Raw genomic sequence first — 24,742 nt, forward strand, 5'->3', positions numbered from 1 at the left:
CAACGAGCGATCGTACGCCGTAACTTCGCGGCACGGGAGAGGTCGGGCTGAGCAGTACGACCCGGGTCGCGGGTCGGGCCGCCGACCGGTGTCCGGGATGTGGACCACGGGTCGGCTGTACGGCCGTAATCCTCGGCCGAGGATTACGATCGAATTAACGGTGCCGTGTGGCCTAGGGTTGCTCGGCACCCTGCGATCAGGGATGTCATGACCGACGATCAGTGCTGTCATGACCGAGCGCAGCGAGGGAGAGGCCATGACCGGCACGACGCTCGACGACTATACCGACCGCTATGCCCGCCGGGTCCGGGGCATGACGGCATCGGAAATCCGAGCGCTCTTCGCCGTCGCGAGCCGACCCGAGGTGGTGTCACTCGCCGGCGGTGCCCCGTACATCGCCGCCCTGCCGCTCGACGCGGTCGGTGAGATGCTCGGCCGGCTCGGCGCCGAACAGGGCACCACCACCCTCCAGTACGGCATCGGCCAGGGCATGCTCGACCTGCGTGAACGCATCTGCGAGGTGATGACGCTCTCCGGGATCGACGTCGGGTGCGGCGCGTCCCCGGAGGACGTGGTGGTCACCGTCGGCGGCCAGCAGGCCCTCGACCTGGTCGCCAGGCTCTTCCTCGACCCAGGCGACGTGGTGCTCGCCGAGGGCCCCACCTACGTCGGCGCCCTCGGTGTCTTCCAGGCCGCCCAGGCCCAGGTCGTGCACGTCCCGATGGACGGTGACGGGCTGATCCCCGAGGCGCTGGAACTGGCTATCGCCGACGTCGCCCGGACCGGCCGGCGGGCGAAGTTCCTCTACACCATCCCGACGTTCCAGAACCCCACCGGCGTGACCCTGACCGACGAGCGGCGGGAGCGGGTCCTCGACATCTGCGAGCGCGCCGGGCTGCTGGTGGTCGAGGACGACCCGTACGGCCAGCTCGGCTTCGACGGGGACGCACCGGCGCCACTGCGGGCTCGACGCCGCGACGGCGTTTTCTACCTCAGCACCTTCTCCAAGACCTTCGCGCCGGGGCTGCGGGTGGGCTGGATCCTCGCCCCGCACGCCGTACGCGACAAGCTGGTGATCGCCAGCGAGGCGCAGATCCTCTGCCCGAGCGCGTTCGCCCAGTCCGCGGTCACCAGCTACCTGAGCACCATGCCGTGGCGCGAGCAGCTCAAGACGTACCGGGAGGTCTACCGGGAGCGCCGCGACGCGATGCTCGACGCCCTCGGGGACCTGATGCCCGCCGGCACCACGTGGACCGAACCGGGCGGCGGACTGTTCGTCTGGGCCACGCTCCCCGACGGCCTGGACTCCAAGGCGATGATGCCGAGGGCGATCGCCGCCCGGGTGGCGTACGTGCCGGGCACCGGTTTCTACGCCGACGGGACCGGCACCGGTCATATGCGACTCAACTTCTCCTTCCCGCCCCCGGAGCGGATCCGCGAGGGTGTGCGCCGGCTGGCCAGCGTGATGGAGCAGGAGATGGCGATGCGGCAGGTGTTCGGCACGGTCAGCCGGCCGGTGAACGGCCGTCGTGGGCAGGCCGGCGCGGACGCACCAGGTCCCGACTTGGCATGATCTCGGCATGAGTACGCCTGCCGACTCCGGTCCCCCCACGAACGAACCACTGTTCCCCACCGCGCACGCCATCACCGACATGCGCGTACTGGTGCTGGCCGGCGGTCTGTCGTACGAACGCGACGTGTCGTTGCGCTCCGGACGCCGGGTGCTGGACGCGCTGCGCAGCATCGGGGTGGAGGTGGAACTCCGCGACGCCGACGTGGCACTGCTGCCCGCGTTACAGGTCGACCCGCCGGACGCGGTGGTGATCGCACTGCACGGGGCGACCGGCGAGGACGGTTCCCTGCGCGGCGTGCTCGACCTCTGCGACGTGCCGTACGTCGGTTGTGACGCCCGCTCCTCCCGGCTCGCCTGGGACAAGCCGTCCGCCAAGGCGGTGCTGCGGGAGGCGGGCATCCCCACGCCGGACTGGGTGGCGCTGCCGCACGACCGCTTCTCCGAACTCGGTGCGGTCGCGGTGCTGGACCGGATCGCCGACCGGCTGGGACTGCCCCTGATGGTCAAGCCGGCGCAGGGCGGATCGGGCCTGGGCGCCGCCGTGGTCCGGGACGCCGCGGCGCTACCGGCCGCGATGGTCGGCTGTTTCGCGTACGACTCGACCGCGCTGGTCGAGCGCTACGTGCCCGGCATGGACGTGGCGGTCTCGATCGTCGACCTGGGCGACGGTCCCCGCGCACTGCCCGCCGTCGAGATCGTCCCCCGCAACGGCGTGTACGACTACGCGGCCCGCTACACGGCCGGTCTGACCACCTGGCACGCACCGGCCCGGCTGGCACCCGTGGTGGCCGCCGAGGTCGCCGACACCGCCCTGGCCGCGCACACGGCGCTCGGCCTGCGTGACCTCTCCCGGGTCGACCTCATCGTCGACGAGGCCGGACGCCCGCACGTGCTGGAGGTCAACGTCTCGCCGGGGATGACCGAAACCTCGCTGCTGCCACTCGCGGTGCAGGCCGCCGGACTCGATTTCGGCAAACTACTCGGCTCGCTCGTCGCCCGCGCGGTCGACCGACGGCGCTAGCGGCGGGCTCCGCACCGACGTCGACCGCCCGCATCGGTCCCGCCAGGCACTGCCCTGTTTCGTACGTCCCGCGCTGTTCCTGCTCCGGGGCTGTATCTGCTCCCGCGCTGTCCTGCTAACGCCCTGTCCGGTCCACGGGTTCACCCCGCGCGACCTGGCGACCGGGTCGCACCGGGTGCCCGGTGCCCGACCCGATCCCCGAGGTCTCGCGGATGGCCGGTCACCCGGCTGACCGATCAACCGGCCGTTCGGTCTGGTCCTGCTGTTCCGCCCTGCCGTCCTGCTCGGTCTCGTCGTCCTGTTCCGTCCCGGTGGCCTGCCCGGTCTTGCCGGTCTGCTCCGGTGGGGCCTCGGCGTACGCGACCAGGGAGCCGTCCGTCACCGATCGGTCTGCCGGACCGTTGTCCGAGGTAGCTCCATCCGGCGCGGTGCCGGTCGGGGCATCACCTTCGACGTCGCCGCTCGAGCTTGCCGGCTCCAGCTCGACGTCTTCCAATCCCAGGCTGGCTGCCGCCTGCTGGGTCAGATTCGACGGCGCCTGCCATTGGATTCGTGGTGGCGCCGCCAGCGGTCGCCCACCGAACTCGGCCAACCAAGCCGCGACGTGGGCGAGGTTCTCCCGCCAGGTCGACTCCGGGATCGCCGGCAGGATGGCGTCCCACAGCGACAGGAAGGTACCGCGCAACTGCAGCCGGCCGTACGGCCTCGCCAGGAACCACATGTGCAGGTGAGCCGAGCCATCGCCCCACCGGTTGACGTGTACCCGGGCGACACCGTCGAGGGATCGAATGGCTCGCTCCAGGCGCACGGTCATCACACCGAGTTCCGCTGCGAGCAGGTTGGGTAGGTCACCCAGGTCGAGATGCGACCGGGATTCGAGAATGAGCACCATCGGCAGCCCGGTCGGGCGGTCCATGGCACGTACCCGCCAACGCTCACTCACCCAGATGTAGGCGTCATCCGGGGCGTTGCAGGAGAGGCATTCGGCCGAACCTTCGCCCTTGCGAGCCGGCTCGACGTCGACCGGGTCGTCGAGATGCTTGACGCGGAGGTCGCCTTCGAAGGGAAACGAGGGCCACTTGGCGAAGTCTGGTACGGAAAGAGGGGTGTGGGACACGACGCTGACCCTAACCGAGTTACAGACGACTGTCCCTCCCCATCTCGGCCCCCGCCCCGTACGCAGAGCGGGGCTGACCACCGGCCCTGGTGCGGCGTGACTCGGTACGCCCCGAGCGGCTGGTCAGCACCGCTCGGGAACAGGACCCAACAGGGCCCGGAGCCGGGTCGAAGTCGCCGATCGGGACCGGCAACCCTCGGTACCGGTGCCCCGAGGGCCTGGTTTTCGGTCCGTCATCCACAGGGCTACACCCCGTTTCACGCGCGGTTTCACGTGAAACGGGGTGGGGCTGTGGACAAACCCTGTGGATTACTTCGGACGCTCGGTCGATCGGCACGCGCCACGCTCCCGTCGCCCGGTTTCCACCCGTCGCCACGGCCGCGATCCAGCCCCTCCTCGCCCTATGAACAACCTCGGCGGGCCAGTGAAATCTCCCCTGGTCGGCGTCCCCACTCAACGACCAGCCGTCGAACCCCGGAGGACCGCGCCGTCACCGCTCATGCCGTCCGGCCGTCTTTCCGTGCTCGCATCCCGGCGTTGTGGCGTTGTGGCGTTGTGGCGTCGCCAGGGTCTAGCCGTCCGGCCGGAAGCGGGTGGGCGAGCGCCTCGACCTGGCTCGCTGGACATGACGCGGCCCGGCCACCCGGAGTTGCACTGCGCCGTGGCCGGGACAGTTCCGGACGCGCTGCCCTGTTCTGGCTCGTGCTGTTCCGTTCAGCTCTCCCACCCGTCTCGATCTGTTCCGTCCGGCGAAGGTCGGCGGCTGGAGGTCGAGGGTCGGGCGACTGACGGCGCGCGGCGGCAGGCGCGCCTTCCTCGTGCTGGCCCACGTCTGGCGCCATGGACGCCTCAAGCCAGACGTGTTGCCCCGGTCGCCGGCCAGGGTCTCGCCCCGAACTCAACCGGCCGGTACGAGGACGGCTCCGCCACAGCCCCGTCCGTGGCCCCTCGCGTCAGCCCCTCGGCGGTCACCATGGTCACCACCCCTGTCGCCCGTCACGCCACACACCTACCTGCGCTGTCCTGTCCCGGGGGCCTAAGGCCCCTTCCCCTCGTCCTGCCCAGCACCTACGTCCCGGGGCGTGGCGCGGGGCCGAGGGCCGTACCGCCCGACGGCCCGACCGCGCGGGACACCACGGAGTCTCCGGTCGTTTTGAAGTCAGACCAGGTGTGCACATCCACAGCGGCCGAACCGGCGGCAGGGGACCAGGTCGCGCGCGGCGGCCATTGCCGCATGGCGTCGACCACGGCACGGCGTCGCGTCACTGGCGCTCGTCGCGGGCTGGGCGGGGAGGGCCATTCCAACCACGCGTATCGGCATCCGGCGTGTGCGGTGGTGAGCGATGCCGGAAGACTCGGGACTGTGTCTCGGCATCGCAGCCCGCGTCGAGGACTGGTCGGGGCGCTCACCGACCGGCGGACCTACCGCCATGACCCCACGGATCGCAGGCCGGAACTCCAGGGCCACGCCCAGCCCCGAACCGGTCGACATTGCAGGACGAGTCCACTCGCCGGGCTCGGCATCGCCGCACGGTTTCACGTGAAACAGGCCTGGCGTGAAACCGGCCCGGAATGGCGCAGGCCTCGTGTGGAACGGGGCTCGTGTGGAACGGGGCTCGTGTGGAACGGGGCTCGTGTGGAACGGGGCTCGTGTGGAACGGGGCTCGTGTGGAACGGGGCTCGTGTGGAACGGGGCTCGCGTGAAACGGGGCTCGCTGTGGAGCGTCGGCACCCACTGGCGGCGACGCCTTCCGCAGGACGGACGAGCCGCCCTGGCCATCCGTCCACGTGCCGAACCGGAGAAGCAGCACCTCCATGGTCGGGCAAGACGACACCTCCCAGCGGGGCCGAGGCAACACCACCGGTGGCCGGGTAAGCGGGCGGCGTACCCGGAGAAACGGCGATGGCCGCGGCACCGCCGGAATCGGCGGGCGCGGCCATCGGACCAGCTCGGGATCGGTCAGCCGGCGGCGTCCTGTTCCTCCATGCCGATGATGCCCACGATGCGTTCCAGGTCGTCGACCGAGGCGAACTCGATCGTGATTTTGCCCTTACTCCGGCCGATGTCCACCTTGACCCGGGTGTCGAAGCGATCGGACAGCCGGTCGGCGAGATCGGTCAGCGCCGGGGCGTGCGGCTTGGCCCGCCGGGTCGCGGGGGTGCTCTTTGTCGCCGCCCCCTCGGAGATGGCCAACTGCACGAGCTCTTCGGTCGTACGCACCGAGAGCCCCTCGGCAACCACCCGAAGCGCGAGTGCCTCCTGCGCCTCCGACTCGTCGAGACCCAGGAGGGCGCGGGCGTGACCGGCGGACAGCACGCCTGCGGCCACCCGCCGCTGCACCTGTGCCGGGAGGTTCAGCAGCCGGATCGTGTTGGAGATCTGCGGCCGGCTGCGGCCGATCCGGCGGGCGAGTTCCTCGTGCGTGGCCCCGAACTCCTCCAGCAACTGCTGGTACGCGGCCGCCTCTTCCAACGGGTTCAGGTTTGCACGGTGGATGTTCTCCAGCAACGCGTCCCGCAGCATCGCGTCGTCGCGGGTGTCCCGGACGATCGCCGGGATGACCTCCCGGCCGACCGCCTGCGCTGCCCGCCACCGCCGCTCGCCCATGACGAGCTCGTACTGCTCGCCGTCGAGGCGCCGTACGACGATCGGCTGAAGGAAGCCGACCTCCTGGATCGAGGTCTTGAGTTCCTCCAGTGCCTCCTCGTCGAAGACCTGCCGGGGCTGCTTCGGGTTGGGCACGATCGAGCCGACCGGGATCTCCGCGAAGTGCGCCCCCGGTACGGGCGCCAACTCGGGTCCGGAGCCGTTCGCCCGTTCCGGCTCGAACGGTTCGGGCGCGTCGCCGAATTCCCTCTCGTCGGGAATCTGGTCGGCGGCCTCGATCCGGTTCGGGACGTCCTCGGCCGTCGCCACCCCGGACGCCGGTAGCGGGGAGGTGGGAATCAACGCCCCAAGACCCCGACCGAGCCCGCCCCGCGGACGGTTCTTCATGCCACGCCTCCCACCGAATCAACCGACCTAAGCATTCCGGCCGACGGGGTCTTTGACCCCCCGCTCCGCAATCTCCTGAGCCGCCTCGAAGTAACTCGTCGCGCCCCGCGAACCGGGATCGTAGGTCATCACCGACTGACCGTAACTAGGAGCCTCCGACACCCGGACGTTGCGTGGGATGACCGCCTGGAGGACCTTGTCGCCGAAGTGGTTGCGGACATCCTGCTCCACGGCGTCCGCCAGTCGGGTACGCCGGTCGTACATGGTGAGCAGGATGGTCGAGACGTCGAGGGTGGGGTTCAGGTGCTGCTTCACCAGGTTGATGTTGTTGATCAGCTGGTTGAGCCCCTCCAGCGCGTAGTACTCGCACTGGATCGGGATCAGCACCTCCTGGGCGGCGACCAGGGCGTTGACCGTCAGCAGGCCGAGCGAGGGCGGGCAGTCGATGAACACGTAGTCGAACTGACCGGGGTAGGCGTTGATGGCCCGGCCCAGCCGCGACTCACGGGCCACCACGGAGACCAACTCGATCTCGGCGCCGGCAAGGTCGATCGTCGCCGGTACGCACCAGAGGTTCGGAATGCCCTCGACCGCCTGGGCCACCTCCGCCAGGGGCACGTTCTCGATCAGGCAGTCGTACACATCCGGGATGCCGGCGTGGTGCGGAACGTTGAGGCCGGTCGAGGCATTGCCCTGCGGGTCGAGGTCCACCACCAACACCCGGTTACCGTGCAGGGCCAGCGCTACAGCCAGGTTGACCGTGGTTGTGGTCTTGCCTACGCCGCCCTTCTGGTTCGCGACACACATGATCCGCGTCCGGGTGGGGCGGGGCATGCTCACCTCGCCACTCGGGTTCAGGATTTGCACGGCGCGCATTGCCTCCATAGCCAACGGGGGATCATCCTCTTCCCGAGACGAAGTTTCACGTGAAACGTACGCGTCCCTACCCGGATCTTCCGGGAAGGGTCCGGTGACGGGCGAGTGCGTGTCTGGCGGGTCGACCCCCGCCGGCTCCGACTGAACGGGCGCGCCGGCATTGGGCTGCACCACGGGACCACCCACTCCCGACGACTGGTACGACGAACCGGCCGACGCCGGTACGGGTTGCTCCGGTACGGCAGGCCCCTGCTGGAGCGCTCCGCCCCGCTCGGCCACCGGCCCGTCGGGCTGCTGGCGCTCTGCCATCAGCCGCCCGGGCACCGATGCTTCTGCCGCCGCGGTTCCGGTCTCGAAGTGAACGGTCACCCGGTCGATCCGTGGTTCCGTGGGGCCGTACTCCTCTGCTGGGCTCGTCGCCGGGTCGGCCCCGTGCGGTGACCGGGCTCGACTTCCGGCCGACCAGCCCTCGTACTCGGTTTCACGTGAAACATCAGGGCCATCGGATTGATAGCGCCGGGCTTCGGTTATCCCTTGATCGTCATACCTACCGTTGTCATGCACCGTGTCATCCCTGCCAGCTTCGGACGGGTCGGCACCGCCAGCGCCCACGAACTTCGCGCTTTCGGGTTGTAGCCTACGGCCCGGCGAGAAACGGCAGGGGCCCACAGGGCCGCCGGCCGCCGCCCGGTCCACACTATCGACGCGCGGCCAGCCTACGGCCGATGGGCCGGGGAGACCATGGCTGACAACAAGGTCCACCGCCGAGGTCATCAGAAACACCCCTCCGACCGAGGCAACCAAGGCAACCGAGGCAGGAACAACGATCGGCTTACGCGTTCCGATCGGTCTGCCCCGGCGGTTCGGTCACCGGGACCCCGAAGTTCGTCCCGGCGAGCTTTTCAGCCCACCGACCCGGGCCCTTGACGCGGTGACTCACGCCGTCGCCCCCTTTCTGACTCCGGTCGGGCTTGACCGTGTGGCCCGCCGACCACTGGGGCACGGCCCCTCCAGACAGGACGGTGCCGGGCCAGGTGCGGCCGGACCCTGTCGACGGCGACCCGGCCCCGGACCCACCCCAGGTTCGCCATCGCAGCAGCAGGCCACCCGTCCGTCGAGGCCATCGGGCTCCGGACGGTCCGGGTCGGTCAACGCCGGTCACAGGCTGGCCCCAGGTTCACGAGCAGCGGTCAAGCCCGACGCCACCTCCGCGCGGCCGCAGGCCGGCGTCCCGACATCGTCCAGGAGCCGACCCAGGGTCAGCTGAAACGGTGAAGCCCGGCTCTGGGTCGACAAGAACCAGAGCCGGGCTTCACCGGTACGGAAGGACGGGGTCAGCGGCCCCGAGCCCGGCCACCGCCACCGCGCCGGCCAGACTCCGCTCTGGCTGCTGCACGGCGCTTGGCCAGAGCGTCGCGCAGCGCCGGGCCGACCAGACGCTCACGCACGATCTCCACCACGGTCGTCGGCGGGTCGACCAGCCCCACTCCGCAGTGCCGAACCTGGGGGGCCGCACCACCGAGCCGGGCGACGGCCTTCCCGTACTCGGCGACCTCGTCGGCCGCCGAGGATCCCTTCAGGGCGAGGACCCGGCCGCCCAGGGTGGTCAGCGGAAGACACCACCCGGCGAGCCGGTCGAGCGGGGCCACCGCTCGTGCGGTGACGATGTCGGCCGGGACACCGGCGGGTCCACCGCCGGCCAGCTCCTCGGCACGCGCGCGGAGGACCGTCACCGACGAGTCAAGGCCGAGGGCGGTCACCGCCTCGGTCAGGAAGGCGGTCCGCCGGGCCAGCGGTTCGACGAGTACGACCGACAGGTCCGGTCGTGCGATCGCGAGCACGATGCCGGGCAGACCGGCACCCGAGCCGACGTCCAGCACGGAGGATCCGGTCGGGATGAGTTCGGCGACCGCCGCGCAGTTGAGCAGGTGTCGGTCCCAGATCCGAGGTGCCTCGCGTGGGCCGATCAGGCCGCGGAGCACTCCGTCGGTGGCCAGCAGTTCCGCGTACGCGGTCGCCAGGTCGAGGCGGTCGCCGAAGAGCGTACGAGCGGCGTCGGCCAGGTCGTCCGGTAGCGACACGTCCGGCGGGCCGGGTTCACCGGCCGCCGGTGCTGTGGACGGGTTCGAAGCGGCGGGGAGGGCGGCAGGGTCCAAGCCGTCCGGGGCGGTGGACGAAGACGGCCCGGGCGGTGTGTCACCACCCGGGCCGGCGGCGGCGTGAGCCGCAGGGTCGTACGTCATCACCCGGTCAGGCAACCGGACGGACAACGATGCGACGGCTGGGCTCGACGCCCTCCGACTCACTCTCGACACCGCTGATCGCGTTCACCACGTCGTGTACGCACTTGCGCTCGAACGCGGACATCGGTTCGAGGCGTACCGGCTCGCCGTGTTCCTTGACCTTCTCCACCGCGTTCTTCGCCACCGCGGCGAGTTCCTTGCGCCGGGTGGCGCGGTAGCCACCGACGTCGAGCAGCAGCCGGCTCGGCGTACCGGTCTGGCGGAAGACCGCGAGCCGGGTCAGCTCCTGGAGCGCCTCCAGCGTGGCGCCGCGCTGGCCGACCAGTGGTTGCAGCCGGCCTCCCACCACCTCGACGACCGGGCGACCGGCCGACACCAGCTCGTCGATGTCACCGTCGTAGTCGAGGATGTCCAGCAGGCCCTCGACGTAGTCCGCGGCGATCTCGCTCTGCCGGAACAGGTCGGCGTCGGTGGTCGCGGGCTTGGCTGCCGCCTCGGCACGCACCTCGGTACCGCCCTCGGCGGTCTCCTCGTCGGTGTCGTCGTCGTCATCGGACTCGACCGTGATCGGGTCCGTCTCCTCTTCGAGGGTCTGCTGCTCGGCGCGCGGAATGCTGGTGTCGGTCACGGTCTCATCTCCGTACTCGCTCGGCCGGACCTGTACGGTCCGCTGATTCCCGGGCCCGGCGGGAGGTCGCCGAGTGCCACGGGCACGTCTTCTCGGGCAGTTTCGCCCGCTACCGCGACGGCGCGCGGCGGAATCCTTTTGTCCGGCGCCGGGCGCGCTGGCGGCTGCCTGGACTCCGGATTCCTGGGGGCTGCCGGCGGGGTGGGTACCGCCGGCAGCCCGATGACTCAGCCCTGACGCTTGGCCGGGCGTCCCTTCTTCGGGTTGACCGGCTTGGCGCCCGGCTTGGGGGCGAGCGCCTTGGTGTCGACGGCGGGCTTCGGTTCCGGCTGGGCGCCGTTGGCCTTGGTACGGCCGAAGAGACCGCTCGGCTTGGCCGCGGGTGCCGCCTTGTTGCCGGTCGCCGGACGGTTGCCGGTCCCCGCGTTACGCGAACCGGAGCCGGGCAGGCCGGGCAGGCTCGCGGTGGGCGGCGGCGGGTACTTCCGCAGCACCCACTGCTGCTGGCCGAGGGTGAAGAGGTTGTTGGTCACCCAGTAGATGATCACGCCGATCGGGAAGATCGCGCCGGAGATGAGCAGCGAGGCCGGGATGCCGTAGAGCATCAACCGCTGGATCATCCGTTGCTGCGGGTCCTGGGCCCAGCCGGTCTTGAGGATCATCTGACGGCTGGTCAGGTAGGTGGTCGCGATCATGATGAGCACCAGGACGCCCGCCATGATCTTCACGGTGGTCGGGTTCGCGCCCAGGGCGCTCATCTCAGCCGCGGTTGAGCCGAACCGGCCGGAAATCGGGGCTGTGAAGAGCTTCGCGTTGGAGGCGCTGGTGAACTGGTCCAGGCTCCAGCCGTAGATCGTCGGCTGGGGGTTGTCCGGGTTGAGCCGGCGGAGTACGTGGAAGAGGCCGAGGAAGACCGGGATCTGCAGGAACATCGGAAGGCAACCCATCAGGGGGTTGGCCTTCTCCTTCCGGTACAGCTCCATCGTTTCCTTCTGGAGCGTCTCCCGGTCACCCTTGTGCTTCTCCTGCAGGGCCTTGATCTGTGGCGCGAGGGCTTGCATCGCCCGCTGCGACTTGATCTGCTTGACGAAGACCGGGAAGAGGATCACCCGGACGGTGATCACCAGGAAAATGATCGAGAGGATCCAGGCCCAGTTCGTACCGAGGGCCGCTGTCGCCGGTACCCCGATCGCGTCCCACGCGGAGTGCCAGATCAGCAGGATCCACGAGATCGCCCAGTAGATCCAGTCGAGACTCAATTCGGGGCTCCAGTCACATCGGCATGTCGGCGGCCGCCCGGCTCCGGCACCGGGTCATATCCACCAGGGTGGAAAGGGTGGCAGCGCGACAGCCGCCAGACCGCGAGGCCGGATCCCCGGAGGGCACCGTGCCGCGTCACCGCCTCAAGGGCGTACGCGCTGCACGACGGGTAGAACCGACAGCGGGCCGGCAGCGCCGGGCTTATCCAACGACGGTACGCGACGATGGCTCCTGCCAGCACACGGGCACCGAGTGTGCTGGCTCGGGACCTCCCGGTCACCCCGCTCATTCGGGTCGCCGCCCCGAGCGTCGGGGCCGCCGGGCGGCGGCGAGAGCCGCGTCCAGGTCGGCTGCGAGCCGGTCGTACGTGAGGTCGGCGGCGCCGGGCAGTGCTCGTACGACGAGGGTTGTCCCGGCCGGGAGCGTGGTCAACCGCTCCCGCACCAGGTGCCGCAACCGGCGGCGGACGCTGTTGCGGACGACCGCCCCGCCCACGGCCTTGGAGACGACAAAACCGGCGCGGGCCGGCGCGGAGTCCTGCTCCGTGCCGGCCGGACGCACCGGCTCTGGCGTTGCTGTTTCGGGCCCGACGGACGGCGAAGCGGACGGCAGGTCGAGGTGGACCACGACGGCGCCCCTACCGGCACGCCGTCCGCCGCGGACCGCAACGGCGAACTCGCCGCTACGCCGCAGTCGCTGCGCGGCCGCCAGCACGACGTCTACATCCCCGGGGCCGGGCCGATCGGCCCTCAGGCCGACAGGCGGTCACGGCCCTTGGCGCGACGGGTCGAAAGGATGGCGCGGCCGGCGCGGGTACGCATGCGCAGCCGGAAGCCGTGGGTCTTCGCGCGCCGGCGGTTGTTCGGCTGGTAGGTGCGCTTGCTCACGTCAGGCTCTCCGTCTTCGTACGAGCCCCGGTCGGTCGACTACGGGGTCGGATGGTGGTCCGCCGTCGACCACCGAGCGGGTGGCCTACGGGCGATGCTGCCCGGTGGTGCACGGACCGGCGAGGCGCGGGGTGGCGACCGCGGACAGCAAGCACCCATCACCCTAGCAGAGGGCGAGAGAGCAGCCGCTAAAGCCTACGCACGGGCGCAATGACCGTCAAACACCCCGGAGGCCGTGCCAAAAAATCGGCCAGGATCGGACGACCGTGTCGTAAGCGGTAGTTTTCCCCGATGTTCGGCCTACCCGCACCGGTCCGACGGTTGAAGCGTTGTGGAGAACGCTGTTAGCGTGCCCGTTTGCCGGTGAGCGTCAGGGGGCTCGGTGCCGCCGCCGTGCAAAACTGGACAAGCTAGTCGATCGTTCGACAGGTGAACCCGCGTCAGCGCTGATTCAGCCGGGGGCAGGTAGGACACAGGTCCGGCGGGGAGCCACAATCAGTCGATACACAGGTTGTGGATAACTTGTGGACGACGGTTCGGTCAACCGCAGGGCATGCCAGGTCGTGCCTGTTCGAGAGCGGTAGCAGGCCCGGAACGGTCGACTGGCAGCACACCAGCGGCGGCCGGGAACGCAGAGGCGATGGGGGTGGCGCGACGGTGGCCGACACGATCGACCTTGCCGCGGTGTGGCTGGCCGCAACCGATGATCTTGCCGATGAAATTATCTCGGCGCAACAGCGCGCGTACCTCCGACTCACCCGCCTGCGCGCCATCGTCGAGGACACGGCACTCCTCTCGGTCCCGGACGCGTTCACCCGCGACGTCATCGAGTCCCGGCTCCGCCCGGCGATCACCGACGCTCTCTCCCGGCACCTCGGTCGGGCCATCCAGGTCGCGGTCACGGTCCGCCCCCCGGAGGACGGCCAGGGACGACCGACCGGAACGCTGTACGGCAGCGGCACCCCGAACCCGGCCCCGAGCGGCTACGCCCCGGCCCCCGGCCCGAGTGCCTACGGTCCGCCACCGGAGGGGCCACGGGACAGTGCGCCCACCGGTCCGGTCGAACGCGTACCCACCGGCTCCGCCCAGTACCCCGCCGCACCGGTCGAGCCACCCCGGATGGGCCTGATCCCGAGCAGCCGCGACGGGGGTCAGGACACCCTCTTCGGCCCCGGCTACCCGGACCACTCGGGTTATCCCGAGCAGCAGTACCCCGACCAGGCGTACCCGGACGGCTCCTACGCCGACCAGGGCCGGCCGCCGGCGCCGCTGCAGGAGCGGCGCAACCTTGACGACCGTGGTGTGGAGCGGGGACCGGGTGGTCCGCACGCCCTCGACCCCCGACAGGTGGAGCACCGCTACCGGGACGACTCGATCGGCGGGCACGGCGACCCGGGGCCCCGCGGTCTGGCTCGCGACAACGGCACGGACAGCGGCCCCGGCCGAGGCGGTTCCCCGATGGACCACCGGACCGGTGGCCGGGACGACCGCCGGCTCGGCGGCGGCATGGACAGCGGGAGCAGCGGGGGAAACCGGCTGAACCCGAAGTACATGTTCGAGACCTTCGTCATCGGCTCGTCCAACCGGTTCGCCCACGCCGCCTCCGTCGCGGTCGCCGAGTCGCCGGCCAAGGCGTACAACCCGCTCTTCATCTACGGCAGCTCCGGGCTGGGCAAGACCCACCTGTTGCACGCCATCGGGCACTACGCCACGACGCTGGGCAACGCCCGCTCGGTGCGGTACGTCTCCACCGAAGAGTTCACCAACGACTTCATCAACTCGCTGCGCGACGACAAAACCAGTGCGTTCCAGCGCCGCTACCGCGACGTCGACATCCTCCTGATCGACGACATCCAGTTCCTGGAGAACCGCGAGCGGACCCAGGAGGAGTTCTTCCACACCTTCAACACCCTGCACAACGCGAACAAGCAGATCGTGATCAGCTCCGACCGCTCGCCCCGGGACCTGGCCACGTTGGAGGACCGGATGCGTACCCGGTTCGAGTGGGGCCTGCTGGCCGACATCCAGCCGCCGGACCTGGAGACCCGGATCGCGATCCTGCAGAAGAAGGCCGCCCAGGAGCGCATGTACGCCCCGCCGGACGTACTGGAGTTCATCGCGTCGCGGGTCTCGAACTCGATCCGGGAGCTGGAGGGCGCCCTGATCCGGGTGACCGCGTTCGCCAGTCTGACCCGGGCCACGGTCGAGCTGTCGCTGGCCGAGGAGGTCCTGCGGGACTTCATCCCGGACGGCTCCGGCCCGGAGATCAACGCCGACCAGATCATGGTCTCCACCGCCGACTACTTCGGCGTGAGCCTGGAGGACCTGCGCGGTCAGTCCCGGTCCAGGGTGCTGGTCAACGCCCGCCAGGTGGCCATGTACCTGTGCCGCGAGCTGACCGAGCTGTCGCTGCCCCGGATCGGTCAGGCGTTCGGTGGTCGGGACCACACCACGGTGATGCACGCCGACCGCAAGATCCGCCAGCAGATGGCCGAGCGGCGTTCGCTCTACAACCAAATCGCCGAGTTGACGAACCGGATCAAGCAGAACACCTGAAGCGGGTCCCGCCGACGTCCGGACCCGCAACGGGCGCCGGGCTTCCCACGCCGTGACCGACCCCGCCGATAGCTAACGGATACGTCGGCGCTCGCCCGCGTACGCGCCCCCACGCGCTCTGCCACTGCCCTGTGGCGTACCCCGAGGGCTGTGGTTTGCCCATGGCACCGATCCGACCGAGGCCGCCCGCCCGTGCCGGGACCGGTTGGGTCATCCGGCCGGGTGATGTCGTCCGCCGATCGGGTGAGATCCAGTAGCCCCACCGGTCCCGTCGGAGGCGCTTGCACGGATCCCGCTCGGCCCGGATGCGCCGCCGCCCGGTGATTTCCGACCCTCGGCGACGAAGGACGGCCGCCTCGGCGGGCCCGGGGACGGCGGTCGGCGGTGGACGGGCGGAAGTTGTCCACACCTTGTTATCCACCGTCGGTGGACAACCGGTAGTGCCGATCTACCTGGCTATCCACAACCTGTGGACAACTTCTGGGGAAACCGCTGTGGACAGACACGCTCCGTAGTCGAGTTATCCACGGGCGCCGGCTCGCTGTGGACCGGCTGTTGAAGGTTCTGGGGACAACGAGGATCGATGGGGATTCGACTGTCCCCAGGCTTGGGGAGAAACCCGGTGGAGAACCGGTGGACAACCGGTGGACAACCGTGGACAACTGCGGGCCGCCGACCGGCTGTGGATCGCGAGCCGGGTTTTACCCCAGGTTTTCCCCAGCAAACCCACCGGTGGATAATCCTCTGGCCAGGCCAAACGCCGCTCATCCACAGTTTGCACAACACCGATGAAGACGATGAGTTTTATCTCTAAGACAACAAAAACCAATCATCACCGTTGGGCATTCTGTGGATTCAGCTGATCGACCCCACCAGAGCCCGGCACCGGGTGCCGAAACACCGGGGTCGGGCGCACAGCCGATGCCATCGCCACCTAAGGTGCGATGGGGATCCGCACGGTTGGCCGGGCGGGCAGGCACCACCCGGCATGAGACAGTGGTCGCTGACGTCGACGCGGAGGCAATGGCATGAAGTTCCGAGTGGAGCGCGACGCGCTCGCCGACGCCGTGGCCTGGACGGCCAAGAGTCTGCCGAGCCGGCCATCGGTCCCGGTGCTCGCCGGTGTGATGCTGCGGGTCGCCGAGGGCAGCCTGCACGTGTCCGGCTTCGACTACGAGGTCTCGAGCCAGGTGACGGTGGACGTACAGGCCGACGCGGACGGCGCGGCGCTCGTCTCCGGCCGGCTGCTCGCCGAGATCACCAAGGCGCTGCCGGCCAAGCCGGTGGACATCGCCGCGGTCGGCTCGCACCTGGAACTGGTCTGCGGCAGCGCCCGGTTCACCCTCCCGACCATGCCGGTCGAGGACTACCCCACGCTGCCGGAGATGCCCGCCAGCGCCGGCACCATCGACGCCGCCGCGTTCGCCTCGGCGGTCAGCCAGGTCGCGATCGCCGCCGGGCGCGACGAGACGCTGCCGATGATGACCGGGGTACGGATCGAGCTGAACGGCAGCACGCTGGCGATGCTCGCGACCGACCGGTACCGGCTCGCCCTGCGGGAGATGCAGTGGCAGCCGGACGACCCGGAGATCAGCCTCAACGCGCTGGTGCCGGCGAAGACCCTGCACGACACGGCGAAGACGCTCGGCCCGACCGGTGGCCAGGTGGTCATGGCACTGGCCCAGGGCGCGGCCGGCGAGGGGATGATCGGCTTTGCCGGTGGCACCCGGCGTACCACCAGCCGGCTGCTCGACGGCGCCAACTACCCGCCGGTCCGGTCGCTCTTCCCGAGCAGCCACAACGCCGAGGCGCGGGTCGCGGTCAGCGGGCTGATCGAGGTCGTCAAGCGGGTCTCGCTGGTCGCCGAGCGGACCACCCCGGTGCTGCTGAGCTTCAGCTCGGACGGCCTGGTGGTCGAGGCCGGCGGCACCGAGGACGCGCGGGCGAGCGAGGCGATGGAGGCGACCTTCACCGGTGAGCCGTTGACCATCGGCTTCAATCCCGGCTACCTGATCGACGGGCTGCAGAACCTGGGCGCCGCGACGGCGGTCTTCTCGTTCGTCGACGCCTTCAAGCCCGCGGTGATCTCCCCCTCCGGGGAGGACGGGGAAGTCATTCCCGGCTATCGCTATTTGATCATGCCGATCCGGGTCACACGCTGACCCGAATCGGTAGAACGTAACTCATAAGGGGACACGGAAATGCAAATCGGCCTGGTAGGTCTCGGTCGGATGGGCGGCAACATGCGCGAACGGTTGCGCGCCGCTGGACACGAGGTGGTCGGTTTCGACCGTGACCCCGGGGTCACCGACGTTGCCGGTCTCGCCGAGCTGGTCGAGAAGCTGGCCGCCCCCCGGGTGGTCTGGGTGATGGTTCCGGCCGCGGTGACCGAGGCGACCATCGACGAACTGTCCGGGGTCCTGGCGTCGGGCGACATCGTGATCGACGGCGGCAACTCCCGGTTCAGTGACGACGCCCCCCGGGCGGAGAAGCTGGACCGCTTCGGCATCGGGTACGTCGACGTCGGCGTCTCGGGTGGTGTGTGGGGCCGGCAGAACGGCTACGGACTGATGGTCGGCGGCTCCCAGGAGCACGTCGACCGGCTGATGCCGATCTTCGAGGCGCTCAAGCCCGCCGGTGAGTTCGGCTTCGTGCACGCCGGCCCGGTCGGCGCCGGGCACTACGCCAAGATGGTGCACAACGGCATCGAGTACGGCCTGATGCACGCGTACGCCGAGGGCTACGAGCTGATGTCCGCCTCCGAGCTGGTGACCAACGTTCCCGGCGTGATCAAGTCCTGGCGCGAGGGCACGGTGGTCCGCTCCTGGCTGCTCGACCTGCTCGACCGAGCCCTCGACGAGGACCCGGAGCTGGCCAACCTGCGCGGCTACGCGGAGGACACCGGCGAGGGCCGGTGGACGGTCGAGGAGGCGATCCGCCTCGCGGTGCCGATGAACGTGATCGCCGCATCGCTCTTCGCCCGGTTCGTGTCCCGCCAGGACGACTCGCCCGCGATCAAGGCGGTGGCCGCGCTGCGCAACCAGTTCGGCGGCCACGCCATCCACAAGAACTAGCGCCCGGTGTACGTCCGCCGGCTCGAACTGATCGACTTCCGCTCGTACGAGCGGGTCGAGCTGGACCTCGAGCCGGGCGGGAACGTCTTCGTCGGCCCCAACGGGGTGGGCAAGACGAACCTCGTCGAGGCACTCGGCTATGTGGCGACCCTGTCCAGTCACCGGGTCGCCACGGACGCCCCGCTGGTACGGGTCGGCGCGAGCGCCGCGGTGCTGCGGTGCGCGATCGTGCACGACGGCCGGGAGCTGCTGGTCGAACTGGAGATCGTGCCGGGCAAGGCCAACCGGGCCCGGCTGGGTCGGTCACCGGTCCGGCGGGCCCGGGACGTACTCGGCGCGCTGCGGCTGGTGCTCTTCGCCCCGGAGGACCTGGAGCTGATCCGGGGCGATCCGGCGGAACGGCGGCGCTACCTGGACGACCTCCTGGTCACCCGGCAGCCGCGCTACGCCGGGGTCCGGGCCGACTACGAGCGGGTGGTCAAGCAGCGCAACGCGTTGTTGCGGACGTCGTACCTGGCCCGCAAGACCGGGGGTTCGCGGGGCGGCGACCTCTCCACCCTCGACGTGTGGGACGCCCAACTCGCCCGGCACGGTGCGGAGCTGCTCGCGGGTCGGCTCGACCTGGTCGCCACCCTGGCGCCGCACGTGACCAAGGCGTACGACGCGGTGGCCGCCGGTCGTGGCGCGGCCGGGATCGCGTACCGACCGTCGGTCGACCTGACCGAGCCGGTGCCGGACCGGGCAACGCTGGAGGCTGCGTTGGCCGCCGCCCTGGCCGAGTCCCGCCCCAGCGAGGTGGAGCGGGGCGTCACGCTGGTCGGGCCGCACCGCGACGAACTGGCCCTCACCCTGGGTCCGCTGCCGGCCAAGGGGTACGCCAGCCACGGCGAGTCGTGGTCGTACGCGTTGGCGCTGCGGCTCGCCGCGTACGACCTGTTGCGGTCGGACGGGATCGAACCGGTGCTCGCCCTCGACGACGTGTTCGCCGAGTTGGATGCCGGCCGCCGTGAGCGGTTGGCCGAACTCGTCGGTGGTGCCAGTCAGCTACTGGTCACCTGCGCGGTTGACGACGACGTGCCGTCGCGGTTGCGGGGTTCCCGGTACGCGGTGACGGACGGGACGGTCCGCCGTGCCGACTGACCCGAACCCGAACCCGAACCCGAACCCGAACCCGAGCCCGAGCCCGAGCCCGGGTCGGAAGCCGGCTTCGAAGGCGGCCCCGAAGGCAAAATCGGGTACGCGGTCGACACCGGCCAAGGACCCCACGCCGGGCTCCGGCCCCGCGTCGGCAGCAGCCGCCGGGGCGGGGGCGACGGCGGAACATAGTGGTCCGGAGCTGGCTCGGGCCGTACTCGATGCGGCTCGGGCGCGCCGGGAGACGAACCGGGCCCCGCAGCGGCGCCGGACCGGCGCGGACGCCGACGGGGTGACCGGGGACGACCGGGGCGTGGGCCGCGACGGCCAACCCCGGCGGCGGCTACGGGGTTACTCCGGCCCCGGCCCGGACCCGCGCGACCCGCAACTGCTCGGTACGGTGCTCGCCCGCCTGGTCAAGGCCCGTGGCTGGCAGCAGCCCACGGCGGAGGCGACGGTCTTCGGGGCGTGGGAGAAGGTGGTCGGCCCGGACGTGGCCAAGCACAGCCGCCCGATCAAGCTGGAGAACGGCGAGCTGACGGTCGAGGCGGAGTCGACCGCGTGGGCGACCCAACTGCGGCTGCTGGCTGGCTCGCTGTTGAAGCGGATCGCCGGCGAGGTCGGCCATAACGTGGTCCGGAAGCTGCATATCCACGGTCCGACAGCGCCGTCGTGGTCGCGTGGGCCGCGACGGGTACGGGGGCGTGGCCCACGGGACACATACGGCTGACCGCCGCCACGCCCCGTTGCCGGGCCGCCGCCCGACCGACGGTGATCGGCGCCGGTGGCGCGGACCCGGCCGGTACGGTCCGGGCTCGTTGCCGGCTCAGCGCCAGCCCGGCCGCCACCGTGGCGAGCGCCGCGAGCGCGCCGGCCAGTACCAGCGTCTGGCGCGGCCCGAGGTGTTCGGAGAGCCAGCCGAGCAACGGTGCACCGACCGCCGCCGAGATGGCACCGGTGACGCCGACCGCGGCGAGTACCCGACCGCGCATGGCGCCGTCGGTGTCGAGTTGGGCCCGGGTGCCGACGGTGGTGTCGATGAGGACGGCGGTCGCCGCGATCGGCAGGATGAACGCCGCGAAGCTCCAGGTGCCCGGTGCCAGTCCGGCCAGGATCTGCATCAGGCTGGCGAGCACCCCGGCGCCGACCAGGATGCCGTACCCGAGTTCGCGTCGCTGGGCGGCGACCAGCGCGCCGACCACGGTGCCGACCGCGAAGACGGTGGAGAGCAGCCCGTACCCCGAGGCTCCGGCGCCGAGCGGGCCGTCGCTCATGGCGGCCATGGTCACCTGGTAGTTGCGCCCGAGGCTGCCCAGTACGAAGGCGAGCGCGAGCATGATCAGCACCACCGGCTGCCCCCGCAGGTACGCGAACCCGGCCCGTACGCCGCCGGTGTCCCGTGTCTCGATACCGTTCGGTTCCGGCTCGGGGGTGTGCAGGTCCCCCTGCCGGATGGAGAGCAGTGCCAGCACCACGGCGGCGAAGCTGATCGCGTTGATCAGGAACAGCGGGGCCGGGCCCGAGGCGGCGACCACCACCGCGCCGACGCTCATGCCGAGGATCCGGCCGGCCGAGTTGGTGAGCGAGCCGAGGGCGAGGGCGTTGCCGAGGGTGGACCGGTCGACCAGGGTGGAACCCCAGCGACCCATCACCGGCCCCTCGATGGCAGAGACGGCGCCACTGACCAGCGAGATCGCGTAGATCACCGGCAGCCCGCCGGTGTGTGACCAGGCCACGGCCGCCAGCCCCAGGGCGAGCCCGGTGTGCATGACCTGGGTGCCGACCAGCAGTGGCCGGGCCGGTAGCCGGTCGGCGAGCGCGCCACCCCAGGTGCTGAGCAGGAGGGTGGGTACGGCCTGGAGCAGCACCGCCCAACCCATCGAGGTCACCGAACCGGTCGCCTGGAGCACGAACCAGTTGATGCCGAGTACCTGCATCCAGGTCCCGATGATCGACACGAAGCCGGCACCGGCCCAGATGCGGTAGTTGCGATGGCGCAGAGCAGCGAATGTGGCGCGCATGGTCGCGAGCCGACCCCCCCTCGGACGGCGGCGACGTACGCGCACCAGGTCCCGGACTCCGTCGCCGGCTCTCGGCGACGTGCAATCCTGGCTCAGGAGGTAGCGGATCGCTTACTTCTAGTGATGGAGTTCATGTCCGTCCACGCTCGTCCTGACCTGGGCAAACGCCGGCCGATCAGCTACCGGGCAGTAATGTCAGGAGTCGGCGTAGACGGCGAAGCCACGGTCGGCGCAGCGTCGGTAGAAGCCGGCGAGCACGCTCAGCTCCGACCGTACGAAACTCCACTGCGGGGCGGCGCCGGACTCGTCGCGCAGGGCGTCGAGCCGGTTGTCGAGCCAGCGCAGTTGCTGCTCGGCGAGGCGCCCGTCGGCGAGCGCGGACCGGAGCACGGCACCGACAGTGTCGAAGGTCACCAGATCGCCGTACTGGCGGTGGCCGTCGACGAACCGTTCGAGGCCGCCGGCGATCCAGGCGCAGCCGTCGGGGTCGATCACCGGGTCCTCGTCCTCGGCCGCGGCCTCTGTGGCGTAGAGCACACCGTCGAGGCCGAGCAGGAGATCAACAAGCTCGGTGTACGCGGTCGCGCGTACCGTTCCGGTCTTGGCGATGTGCCCGGCCAGCGCGGCGGTCGGCGCGGCCACCTCGGGCGCGTCGGCGAGGTCGCCGAAGTCCACGAAGTCGGCCGGGGCCACCGGATCGTAGAAGCGGCCGGTACGCGGCCAATGCACCGCGACGTTGTCCAGCCCCATCGGGCGTCACCTTCCTGAGCACGTACCGAACCGGCCGTCCGAGGCACGGCGACAGCGACGCAAAGTTACGGCACGGCGAGCCGTTCGCGCGACCCCCGTGCCCAAGATCCGCCTCCGGGTCGAGCGCGGCGGCGCGGAGCGGCCTTGATCCGACCGGTGGCGTGTGGGGGGAGTCGCGGTAGGCGGGGTGCGGCCGGCTACGGGGGTCTCAGGTGGGTCCGCAGGGGTGCCGCGTACTGGTTCTGTCGTCTCGGCACAGTAGGATTGACATCGAGACGAGGACACGGTGTGGAGCGACGACGCGGGCCAGGTTGGCCTGGGCCACCAGTCCGCACCGGGTCCGAGCCGATCGCGAACCGCGGGCATCCGCGGCGACCGGCGCTTTCGGCCGTATCCGCAGATCAATCGTGGTGCCGGCCTGTGCGCTGAGTCGCGTGCCCGCCAAACCCGCGCCCGCCGCGCCCTGGTGCCCGGATGGTGCGAGAAAGTGGCCAAGGTGGCAACGCAGGACAAGCAGGAATACGGTGCCGGGTCGATCCAGGTGCTCGAGGGCCTGGAGGCGGTTCGCAAGCGGCCCGGTATGTACATCGGATCAACCGGCGAGCGCGGTCTGCACCACCTGGTCTGGGAGGTCGTCGACAACGCGGTCGACGAGGCACTCGCCGGATACTGCGACACCATCGAGGTGACGCTGCTCGCCGACGGCGGCGTGCGGGTGGTCGACAACGGCCGTGGTTTCCCGGTCGACCTCCACCCCACGCTGAAGAAGCCGGGCGTCGAGGTGGCGCTGACCATCCTGCACGCGGGCGGCAAGTTCGACGGCAAGGCGTACGCGGTCTCCGGCGGCCTGCACGGCGTGGGTGTCTCGGTGGTCAACGCGCTCTCCGTCCGGATGGCGCTGGAGATCCACAAGGACGGCTTCGTCTGGCGGCAGCAGTACCACAACTCCAAGCCGACCCCGCTGGAGAAGGGCGAGAGCACCAACCTCACCGGCTCCTCGGTGTCGTTCTGGCCGGACCCGACGATCTTCGAGACGATCGAGTTCACCTTCGAGACCATCTACCGCAGGCTGCAGGAGATGGCGTTCCTCAACCGGGGACTGACCATCCAGCTGCGCGACGAGCGGGTCCAGGAGGACGACGGCAAGCCGCGCGAGGTGACCTTCTGCTACAAGGGCGGTATCTCCGACTTCGTCCGTCACCTGAACGCCTCGAAGAACCCGTTCCACAAGACGGTGGTCGAGTTCGGGGCCGAGGAAGAGGGCATGTCGGTCGAGATCGCCATGCAGTGGAACGAGTCGTACGGCGAGTCGGTCTACACCTTCGCCAACACGATCAACACCCACGAGGGTGGCACCCACGAGGAGGGCTTCCGGGCCGCGTTGACCGGTGTGGTCAACAAGTACGGCCTGGAGAAGAAGTTCCTCAAGGGCGACGAGAAGCTCTCCGGCGAGGACGTACGGGAGGGGCTGGCCGCGATCATCTCGGTCAAGCTGTCCAACCCGCAGTTCGAGGGGCAGACCAAGACCAAGCTGGGCAACACCCCGGTGAAGAGCTTCGTGCTCCGGGTCTGCAACGAGTGGCTGGTGGACTGGTTCGAGCGGAACCCGGCCGAGGCCAAGCTGATCATCACCAAGGCGACCCAGGCCTCCCGGGCCCGGATCGCGGCGCAGCAGGCGCGCAAGCTCGCCCGGCGCAAGTCGCTGCTGGAGTCCGGTTCGATGCCGGGCAAGCTGGCCGACTGCCAGTCGACCGACCCGCGCGAGTCCGAGGTGTTCATCGTCGAGGGTGACTCCGCCGGTGGCTCGGCGAAGCAGGGGCGTGATCCGCGTACCCAGGCGATCCTGCCGATCCGCGGCAAGATCCTCAACGTGGAGAAGGCCCGGATCGACCGGGTGCTGAAGAACAACGAGGTCCAGGCGTTGATCACGGCGCTGGGCACCGGCATCCACGACGACTTCGACATGGAGAAGCTGCGCTACCACAAGGTCGTGCTGATGGCCGACGCGGACGTGGACGGCCAGCACATCCAGACCCTGCTGCTGACGCTGCTGTTCCGCTTCATGCGGCCGCTGGTCGAGATGGGTCACGTCTACCTGGCCGCCCCGCCGCTCTACAAGATCAAGTGGAACAAGAAGGGCGACGACGCCCAGTACGCGTACTCCGACCGGGAACGGGACGGGCTGATCGCGCTGCGGCAGCAGAAGAAGCCCAACGCCAGGCCGGACGACATCCAGCGGTTCAAGGGTCTGGGCGAGATGAACTACCCGGAGCTTTGGGAGACCACGATGAACCCGGCAACGCGTACGCTGCGTCAGGTCACGCTCGACGACGCTGCAACCGCTGATGAGCTATTCAGCGTCCTGATGGGTGAGGACGTGGAGGCACGACGGTCGTTCATCCAGCGAAACGCGAAGGATGTCCGGTTCCTCGACATTTAAGGCTGTTCCCGTACGTCGGGATCTTCCTGATTGTGTCCTGGTTTCCGGGTGACCGACGGTGGACATCAGGATGACCAGTGGGTGCACGGAGACTTGCATCCACATGGTTATCCACAGTTTCGACGGTTTCCACAGCCGTTATCCACAGGTAAAGCGGCTAATTAGTC

At 70.0% G+C, this 24,742-nt stretch carries 18 protein-coding genes and 1 pseudogene; 8 read left to right on the top strand and 11 right to left on the bottom strand.

Annotation, left to right across the window (positions count from 1 at the left end):
• The first annotated feature begins 256 nt into the window (after positions 1 to 256).
• Positions 257 to 1,573, top strand: coding sequence for an aminotransferase-like domain-containing protein (locus OIE47_RS13610; RefSeq protein ID WP_326561857.1), 1,317 nt, complete (start codon positions 257 to 259; stop codon positions 1,571 to 1,573).
• Positions 1,574 to 1,652: 79 nt separating this feature from the next.
• A complete protein-coding gene (locus tag OIE47_RS13615) occupies positions 1,653 to 2,594 on the top strand; it encodes a D-alanine--D-alanine ligase family protein (protein ID WP_326563088.1) in 942 nt (313 codons plus the stop codon).
• 220 nt (positions 2,595 to 2,814) lie between these two features.
• On the opposite strand, the gene OIE47_RS13620 is transcribed toward OIE47_RS13615, so the two are convergent.
• The 9 genes from OIE47_RS13620 to rpmH form a co-directional block, all read right to left on the bottom strand.
• Positions 2,815 to 3,711: a hypothetical protein gene (locus tag OIE47_RS13620; RefSeq protein ID WP_326561858.1), complete on the bottom strand. Its 897-nt coding sequence runs from the start codon at positions 3,709 to 3,711 to the stop codon at positions 2,815 to 2,817.
• A gap of 1,960 nt (positions 3,712 to 5,671) precedes the next feature.
• A complete protein-coding gene (locus OIE47_RS13625) occupies positions 5,672 to 6,706 on the bottom strand; it encodes a ParB/RepB/Spo0J family partition protein (RefSeq protein WP_326561859.1) in 1,035 nt (344 codons plus the stop codon).
• A gap of 27 nt (positions 6,707 to 6,733) precedes the next feature.
• Positions 6,734 to 7,768, bottom strand: coding sequence for a ParA family protein (locus OIE47_RS13630; RefSeq protein WP_326563089.1), 1,035 nt, complete (start codon positions 7,766 to 7,768; stop codon positions 6,734 to 6,736).
• Positions 7,769 to 8,916: 1,148 nt separating this feature from the next.
• Complete coding sequence (gene rsmG, locus OIE47_RS13635; RefSeq protein WP_326563090.1) at positions 8,917 to 9,825, bottom strand: 16S rRNA (guanine(527)-N(7))-methyltransferase RsmG; 909 nt, start codon at positions 9,823 to 9,825, stop codon at positions 8,917 to 8,919.
• Positions 9,826 to 9,832: 7 nt separating this feature from the next.
• Positions 9,833 to 10,393, bottom strand: a complete 561-nt coding sequence (locus OIE47_RS13640) for a Jag family protein (RefSeq protein ID WP_442792150.1) — start codon at positions 10,391 to 10,393, stop codon at positions 9,833 to 9,835.
• 287 nt (positions 10,394 to 10,680) lie between these two features.
• Positions 10,681 to 11,712, bottom strand: a complete 1,032-nt coding sequence (gene yidC, locus OIE47_RS13645) for a membrane protein insertase YidC (RefSeq protein ID WP_326561861.1) — start codon at positions 11,710 to 11,712, stop codon at positions 10,681 to 10,683.
• The gene (gene yidD / locus OIE47_RS13650; RefSeq protein WP_326561862.1) at positions 11,709 to 12,002 is read right to left on the bottom strand and encodes a membrane protein insertion efficiency factor YidD; all 294 of its coding nucleotides are present in this window, start codon (positions 12,000 to 12,002) and stop codon (positions 11,709 to 11,711) included. Before yidD ends, yidC begins: the two co-directional genes overlap by 4 nt.
• On the bottom strand, positions 11,999 to 12,427 hold the full coding sequence (gene rnpA / locus OIE47_RS13655) for a ribonuclease P protein component (RefSeq protein WP_326561863.1): 429 nt from the start codon (positions 12,425 to 12,427) through the stop codon (positions 11,999 to 12,001). Before rnpA ends, yidD begins: the two co-directional genes overlap by 4 nt.
• Before the next feature lie 35 nt (positions 12,428 to 12,462).
• Positions 12,463 to 12,600, bottom strand: coding sequence for a 50S ribosomal protein L34 (gene rpmH / locus OIE47_RS13660; RefSeq protein WP_091249168.1), 138 nt, complete (start codon positions 12,598 to 12,600; stop codon positions 12,463 to 12,465).
• Between the two features lie 657 nt (positions 12,601 to 13,257).
• On the opposite strand from rpmH, the gene dnaA reads away from it, so the two are divergent.
• From dnaA to OIE47_RS13685, 5 genes are all read left to right on the top strand, one after another.
• Positions 13,258 to 15,156: a chromosomal replication initiator protein DnaA gene (dnaA, locus tag OIE47_RS13665; RefSeq protein WP_326561864.1), complete on the top strand. Its 1,899-nt coding sequence runs from the start codon at positions 13,258 to 13,260 to the stop codon at positions 15,154 to 15,156.
• Positions 15,157 to 16,184: 1,028 nt separating this feature from the next.
• Positions 16,185 to 17,318: a DNA polymerase III subunit beta gene (dnaN, locus tag OIE47_RS13670; RefSeq protein ID WP_326561865.1), complete on the top strand. Its 1,134-nt coding sequence runs from the start codon at positions 16,185 to 16,187 to the stop codon at positions 17,316 to 17,318.
• A 39-nt stretch (positions 17,319 to 17,357) separates the two neighbouring features.
• Complete coding sequence (gnd, locus tag OIE47_RS13675; protein ID WP_326561866.1) at positions 17,358 to 18,230, top strand: phosphogluconate dehydrogenase (NAD(+)-dependent, decarboxylating); 873 nt, start codon at positions 17,358 to 17,360, stop codon at positions 18,228 to 18,230.
• A gap of 6 nt (positions 18,231 to 18,236) precedes the next feature.
• Complete coding sequence (recF, locus tag OIE47_RS13680) at positions 18,237 to 19,370, top strand: DNA replication/repair protein RecF (RefSeq protein WP_326561867.1); 1,134 nt, start codon at positions 18,237 to 18,239, stop codon at positions 19,368 to 19,370.
• Positions 19,371 to 19,566: 196 nt separating this feature from the next.
• Positions 19,567 to 20,094, top strand: coding sequence for a DUF721 domain-containing protein (locus OIE47_RS13685; RefSeq protein WP_442792151.1), 528 nt, complete (start codon positions 19,567 to 19,569; stop codon positions 20,092 to 20,094).
• 121 nt (positions 20,095 to 20,215) lie between these two features.
• On the opposite strand, the pseudogene OIE47_RS13690 reads toward OIE47_RS13685, so the two are convergent.
• Both OIE47_RS13690 and OIE47_RS13695 read right to left on the bottom strand, forming a co-directional pair.
• A pseudogene (locus OIE47_RS13690) lies at positions 20,216 to 21,385 on the bottom strand (MFS transporter); the annotation flags it as partial.
• 195 nt (positions 21,386 to 21,580) lie between these two features.
• A complete protein-coding gene (locus OIE47_RS13695; RefSeq protein WP_326561868.1) occupies positions 21,581 to 22,135 on the bottom strand; it encodes a hypothetical protein in 555 nt (184 codons plus the stop codon).
• Positions 22,136 to 22,631: 496 nt separating this feature from the next.
• Here OIE47_RS13695 and gyrB point away from each other — a divergent pair, with 496 nt between their 5' ends.
• On the top strand, positions 22,632 to 24,575 hold the full coding sequence (gene gyrB / locus OIE47_RS13700) for a DNA topoisomerase (ATP-hydrolyzing) subunit B (protein WP_326561869.1): 1,944 nt from the start codon (positions 22,632 to 22,634) through the stop codon (positions 24,573 to 24,575).
• The last annotated feature ends 167 nt before the right edge of the window (positions 24,576 to 24,742 follow it).

Source organism: Micromonospora sp. NBC_01796 (genome assembly GCF_035917455.1).
GTDB lineage: Bacteria > Actinomycetota > Actinomycetes > Mycobacteriales > Micromonosporaceae > Micromonospora_G.